This window comes from Micrococcus sp. ACRRV (assembly GCF_022346985.1).
In the GTDB taxonomy this organism is placed as follows: Bacteria; Actinomycetota; Actinomycetes; order Actinomycetales; family Micrococcaceae; genus Micrococcus; species Micrococcus porci.
The window spans coordinates 1-5965 of sequence record NZ_JAKRNH010000130.1 but is presented as its reverse complement, the minus strand read 5'-3'; the positions used below and the strand labels follow the sequence as shown (position 1 = coordinate 5965).

The 5965-nt window shown below is 75.6% G+C and carries 5 protein-coding genes; 3 read left to right on the top strand and 2 right to left on the bottom strand.

Features of this window, described 5'->3' with window-relative positions; all coding sequences use genetic code 11:
* On the top strand, positions 1 to 1056 hold a 1056-nt coding region (locus MHY29_RS10915; RefSeq protein WP_239241198.1), incomplete at its 5' end, for a thiamine-monophosphate kinase.
* A 52-nt stretch (positions 1057 to 1108) separates the two neighbouring features.
* Here MHY29_RS10915 and MHY29_RS10910 read toward each other — a convergent pair.
* Positions 1109 to 2608 (bottom strand): UDP-glucose/GDP-mannose dehydrogenase family protein, encoded by a 1500-nt coding sequence (locus tag MHY29_RS10910; protein ID WP_370643522.1) that lies wholly within the window; start codon positions 2606 to 2608, stop codon positions 1109 to 1111.
* A gap of 113 nt (positions 2609 to 2721) precedes the next feature.
* Entirely contained in the window at positions 2722 to 3492 is a 771-nt protein-coding gene (locus MHY29_RS10905) for an IclR family transcriptional regulator (protein ID WP_239241196.1), read from the bottom strand.
* 220 nt (positions 3493 to 3712) lie between these two features.
* Between MHY29_RS10905 and leuC the strand changes: the two genes are divergently transcribed.
* Both leuC and leuD read left to right on the top strand, forming a co-directional pair.
* Entirely contained in the window at positions 3713 to 5173 is a 1461-nt protein-coding gene (leuC, locus tag MHY29_RS10900) for a 3-isopropylmalate dehydratase large subunit (RefSeq protein WP_239241194.1), read from the top strand.
* A 3-nt stretch (positions 5174 to 5176) separates the two neighbouring features.
* Positions 5177 to 5782, top strand: coding sequence for a 3-isopropylmalate dehydratase small subunit (gene leuD, locus MHY29_RS10895; protein WP_239241192.1), 606 nt, complete (start codon positions 5177 to 5179; stop codon positions 5780 to 5782).
* The last annotated feature ends 183 nt before the right edge of the window (positions 5783 to 5965 follow it).

The following is a 5965-nucleotide window of genomic DNA, read 5'->3' as shown; positions in this document are numbered from 1 at the left end:
GCCGGCACCGTCCCCCCGGGTGACGACTGCGCCGTCGTCCCCGCCCCCCGCGGCCTGGTGGCCGTGTCCACGGACGCGATGGGCGAGGGCACCGACTTCCTGCGCCGGTGGCCGGCCGGGGTGCGCACCCGCGGGCACGACGTCGGCTGGAAGGCCGCCGCGCAGAACCTCTCGGACGTCAACGCGATGGGGGCGACGCCGTCCGCCCTCGTCACCGCCCTCGCCCTGCCGGCGCCGACGCCGCTGGACTGGGTCGCCTCCCTCGCCGGCGGGTTCACGGCCGCCGTGCGCGCGTTGGGGGCGGACCGCTGCCGGGTGGCCGGCGGCGACCTCGGCGCCGGGGAGTCCGTCCAGGTGGCGGTCACAGCCCTCGGGGACCCCGACCCGGCGGGCGCCCTCCGCCGCGCCGCGGGCGGGGAGCGCGGGGCGAGGATCGCCCGCCGCGGCGCCGACCTCGTCCTCGCGGCGGGCTCCCCGCGGGCAGCGGCCGCGGGGGAGGGGCAGGACTCCGCCTGGGGCCCGGCGGGCCCGGGCTGGGCGGCGGCCGGGCTCGCGCTGCTGCTCACCGACCGTGCCGTGCTGACGCGCCGCTGGGCCGACCTCGCCGCCCACGAGCGGCCCTCCGCCCGGGAGCTCGCCCGCGCCGTCCGGGGCCAGCTGCGGCCGCGTCCGCCCCTGGCGGCCGGCCCCGCGGCCGCGCGGGCCGGGCTGGCGGCGCTGATGGACGTCTCCGACGGCCTGGGCCGCGACGGCCACCGGCTGGCCCGCGCGTCCTCCGCGCCGGGCGCGCCTCTGGTCCCGTGGGTGGACCGGCGCTGGCTCGCGGAGGCCGCCGAGCCGCTGCGCCGGGTCGCTTCCCTGGCCGGCACGACGCCCGAGGCGCTCGTCCTGGGCGGCGCCGAGGACTACGGCCTCCTCGGCCTGGCCGAGCCCGGGCTCGCCCTGCCGTCAGGCTTCCGCCGCGTGGGACGCCTCGCCCCCGCGGGGGAGACGCCGGACGGGCACGTCCGCCTGCCCGAGGCCGGCTGGGACCACTTCGACGCCGGGCGGGGCTGAGGCCGGGCCGGCACCGGCCCTGCCTCCGGGGCTCAGACCCCGGCGCGTCGGATCAGGCCTGCGCGTCGTCCCCAGGGCGCCCCCCGTTGAGGGCCGCGGGGTCGAAGCGGTGGCCGAGGCCCAGGACCGTCCAGCCGTGCTCGCCCCAGGCGTCCACGTCGAGGACGTTGCGCCCGTCGATGAGGATCCGCTGGGCGACCAGCTCGCCGGCGGCCGCGGGGTCCATCTGCCGGAACTCGTCCCACTCGGTGAGGAGGAGCACCAGCTCCGCGCCCTGGAGGGCGGCGTCGAGGGAGTCCACGTAGCCCAGCCGCGGGAACCGGGCGGCGGCGTTGGCGTTGCCCTCCGGGTCGTAGACGGCCACCTCGGCGCCCGCCGTGAACAGGCGGTTGGCGACGTCCAGGGCGGGGGAGTCCCGCACGTCGTCGGAGTACGGCTTGAAGGTGACGCCCAGGACCGCGATCCGCGTGCCGTTGAGGACCTGCACGCCGGCCGGGGTGCGCGCGGTGCGCGCCCCGCCCGGGGCGGAGCGGACCACGCCCTGGCGGGCGGCGGAGAGCACCTGCACGGCCAGGTCCACCACCCGGTCGCGGCGGCGCAGGTTGATGTCGTCGACCTCGGCGAGGAAGCGCATGGTGCGGTCCAGGCCGAGTTCGGAGACGCGAGCCTGGAGGGCGCGGATGTCCTTGGGCAGGCAGCCGCCGCCGAAGCCGACGCCCGCGTTGAGGAAGCGGCGGCCGATGCGCCCGTCGTGGCCGATGGCGTCGGCCAGTGTGCCGATGTCCCCGCCCACGGTCTCCGTGATCTCGGAGAAGGCGTTGATGAAGGAGATCTTGGTGGCCAGGAAGGCGTTGGCGGCGACCTTGACGAGCTCCGCGGTCTCCAGGTCCGTGCTGATCCACGGGGTGCCGGCAGCCAGGGGGGACGCGTAGACGGTGCGCAGCAGGGGCTCGGCGCGCGGGCCGTGGGTGCCGATCACCAGGCGGTCGGGGGTGAGGGTGTCCTTGACGGCGTAGCCCTCGCGGAGGAACTCGGGGTTCCAGGCCAGCTCGACCTCGCCGGGCAGGCCCTCCGCGGCGCGGATCTCCGCCACGCGGGCGGCCAGGCGACGCGCGGTGCCCACCGGGACCGTGGACTTGCCGACGATCAGGGCGTCCCGGTCGATGACCCGCGCGAGGGACTCGACGGCGGCGTCCACGTAGGTCAGGTCCGCGGCGGCCTCGCCGACCTTCTGCGGGGTGCCCACGCCGATGAAGTGCACGTCCGCCCAGGAGGCGGCCTCGGCCACGTCGGTGGTGAAGCGCAGCCGCCCCGAGGCGACGTGCGCGCGCAGCAGCTCGGGCAGCCCGGGCTCGTGGAAGGGGACCTCGCCGCGGGCCAGCCGCTCGATCTTGGCGGGGTCCACGTCCACGCCGAGGACCTCGAAGCCGAGCTCGGCCATGCACGCGGCGTGGGTGGCGCCCAGGTAGCCGGTGCCGATCACGGAGAGCCGGGGCCGCGCGGGCGCCTCCTCCGACTCGGCTGCGGCGGGGACGACGGCGGTCTCGGTCACGTGGGGCTCCTCGGGTGGACGGCGGGCATGGGCGGGTTCCGGCGGTGACGCTACGTGGTCCGCGTGAACACGGGCCGAACACCGGGGGGACTGCGGTGGGACGAGGGACGGGCTCAGGCCTCGCCGGCGCGGATGAGCTCTGTGAGCCGGTCGGCGGCCCCGACGACGGACCCGGCGTGGAGTCGACCCGGTTGGCGGGAGAGCCGCTCCAGGGGTCCCGAGATGGAGAGGGCGGCGATCACCTTTCCGTTGGGCCCGCGCACGGGCGCGGAGACGGAGGCGACGCCGGGCTCGCGCTCGGCCAGCGACTGGGCCCAGCCGCGGCGGCGCACGGCCGCGAGCACGGTGGGGGTGAACACGGCCCCGACGAGGCCGTCCACGAGCCGCTCGTTGTCCTCCCAGGCCAGGAGCACCTGCGCGGCGGAGCCGGCCTTCATGGACATCCGCGTGCCCACGGGGATCGTGTCCCGCAGCCCCCAGGGGCGCTCGGCGGAGGCCACGCACACGCGGGAGTCTGCCTGGCGGCGGAACACCTGGGCCGACTCGCCGCAGGCGTCGCGCAGCCACTGGAGCACGGGGCCCGCCGCGGAGGTCAGGCGGTCCTCGCCGGCGGCGGAGGCCAGCTCGGCGAGCCGGGACCCCAGCACATACCGGCCCTGGAGGTCCTTGGCCACGAGCCGGTGGTGGGTGAGGGCGGCGGCGAGCCGGTGCAGCGTGGGGCGGGCGATCCCCGTCGCCGTGACGAGCTGGGCGAGGGTGGCCGGGCCGGACTCGAGCGCGTCGAGGATGGCCACGGACTTGTCCACGACGCCGACCCCGCTGGGGTGCACATGCAGTGCCGGGCCGATGTCGGCCCCGGCGTCCGGAAGGGGAGTGGTGGTCATGCGCTGATCGTACCGTCTCACCCATCGGACGCCAGCCGCGCGATCGCGCCCTGTCGTCCGTGCGACGGCGGCGTGAGAGGGTGCGGCGATGACGGCGGGGGTCTCAACAGGTGAGATGTCGCGGGGCGGGTTCGTCGTCGTCGGACGCGGGCGGCACAGTGGACCCCAGCATGCGCCGTCCGCACCCGGGTCGGCGTGAGGAACACGAGGAGGACGGCTCATGAGCACTCAGACGCAGACCCCGCGTCCGCGCACGCTGGCCGAGAAGGTGTGGGACGAGCACGTGGTCGTGCGCGGCGAGGGCGAGGGCGCCCGGAGGACCCCCGACCTGCTGTACATCGACCTGCACCTGGTCCACGAGGTCACCAGCCCCCAGGCCTTCGACGGCCTCCGCCTGGCCGGCCGTCCGGTCGCGCGCCCGGAGCTGACCATCGCCACGGAGGACCACAACACCCCCACCCTGGAGATCGACCGGCCGATCGCCGACGAGACCTCCCGCGTGCAGATCGAGACCCTGCGCGCCAACGCCGAGGAGTTCGGCGTGCGCCTGCACTCCCTCGGGGACAGGGAGCAGGGCATCGTCCACGTCGTGGGCCCTCAGCTCGGGCTGACCCAGCCCGGGCTCACCGTGGTCTGCGGCGACTCCCACACCTCGACGCACGGCGCGTTCGGCGCGCTGGCCTTCGGCATCGGCACCTCCGAGGTGGAGCACGTGCTCGCCACGCAGACGCTGCGCCTGAAGCCCTTCAGGACCATGGCCATCACGGTGGACGGCACCCTGCGTCCCGGCGTCACGGCGAAGGACGTCATCCTGGCCGTCATCGCGAAGATCGGCACCGGCGGCGGCCAGGGCTACGTCCTGGAGTACCGCGGCGAGGCCATCCGGAGCCTGTCCATGGAGGGCCGCATGACCCTCTGCAACATGTCCATCGAGGCCGGCGCCCGCGCCGGCATGGTCGCCCCGGACGACACCACGTTCGAGTACCTGAAGGGCCGCCCCCACGCCCCGCAGGGCGCGGACTGGGACGCCGCCGTGGAGCACTGGCGCACCCTCGCCACGGACGAGGGCGCCGAGTTCGACGCCGAGGTGGTCATCGACGCCGACACGCTCGAGCCCTTCGTCACCTGGGGCACCAACCCGGGCCAGGGCGTCTCCCTCAACGACGCCGTCCCGGCCCCCGAGGACTTCTCGGACCCTGCGGCCCAGGAGGCCGCGCGCAAGGCGCTCTCGTACATGGACCTGACCCCCGGCACGCCCATGAAGGACGTCGCCGTGGACACCGTGTTCATGGGCTCCTGTACCAACTCCCGCATCGAGGACCTCCGGGCCTTCGCCGAGGTCGTCAAGGGCCGGACCAAGGCCGACGGGTTGCGCGTCATGGTGGTCCCCGGCTCCGCCCGCGTGCGCCTGCAGGCGATGGACGAGGGCCTGGACAAGGTCTTCGAGGACTTCGGCGCGGAGTGGCGCTTCGCCGGCTGCTCCATGTGCCTGGGTATGAACCCGGACCAGCTCGCCCCGGGCGAGCGGTGCGCATCCACGTCCAACCGCAACTTCGAGGGCCGCCAGGGCAAGGGCGGGCGCACCCACCTGGTCTCGCCCCTCGTCGCCGCCGCCACCGCGGTGCTCGGCCGCCTGGCCAGCCCGTCCGACCTGCCCGCGCTCGAGAACCAGGAGGCCTGAGCCATGGACAAGTTCACCACCCACACCGGCATCGGCGTGCCCCTGCGCGCCTCGAACGTGGACACGGACCAGATCATCCCGGCCGTGTACCTCAAGCGCGTCTCCCGCACCGGCTTCGAGGACGCCCTGTTCGCCGGCTGGCGCCAGGACCCCGACTTCATCCTCAACACCGAGCCCTACTCCGCCGGCTCCGTGCTGGTGGCCGGCCCGGACTTCGGCACCGGCTCCTCCCGCGAGCACGCCGTGTGGGCGCTCAAGGACTACGGCTTCAAGGTCGTCGTCTCATCGCGCTTCGCGGACATCTTCCGCGGCAACTCCGCCAAGCAGGGCCTCGTGGCCGCACAGGTGGAGCCGGAGGACGTCGAGCGGATCATGAAGCAGCTGGAGAACCAGCCCGGTGCCGCCGTGACCGTGGACCTCGAGCACCTCACGGTGGAGTGCGGCGGGGTCACCGCGGCCTTCGAGATCGACGAGGACGCCCGCCACCGCCTCCTCCACGGGCTGGACGACATCGCCATCACCCTCACCCACGCCGACGCGATCGCCGCGTACGAGGCGGGCCGCCCGTCGTACAAGCCGACCACCCTCCCCGCGCGCACCGCCGACTGACGGCTCCGCCCGCCGGCGTCGACCGCGCCCCCCCCCGCCCCGGGATCCTCCGCGATCCCGGGGCGGGTCCGTCTGCGCGGACCCGTCGGACGCGAGCGGAGGGTTGGGCCGCACGGGGGCCCACGCCCTATGCTGAACGGGATCCGTGGCCCGGCCGGCCGCGTCCTCCCCGGGCGCGCCGGC

What these genes read in the sequence shown, in the direction of transcription:
- leuC (WP_239241194.1), top strand. Translation starts at nt 3,713, where the DNA reads ATGAGCACTCAGACGCAGACCCCGCGTCCGCGCACGCTGGCCGAGAAG.
- leuD (WP_239241192.1), top strand. Translation starts at nt 5,177, where the DNA reads ATGGACAAGTTCACCACCCACACCGGCATCGGCGTGCCCCTGCGCGCC.
- MHY29_RS10905 (WP_239241196.1), bottom strand. Translation starts at nt 3,492, where the DNA reads ATGACCACCACTCCCCTTCCGGACGCCGGGGCCGACATCGGCCCGGCA.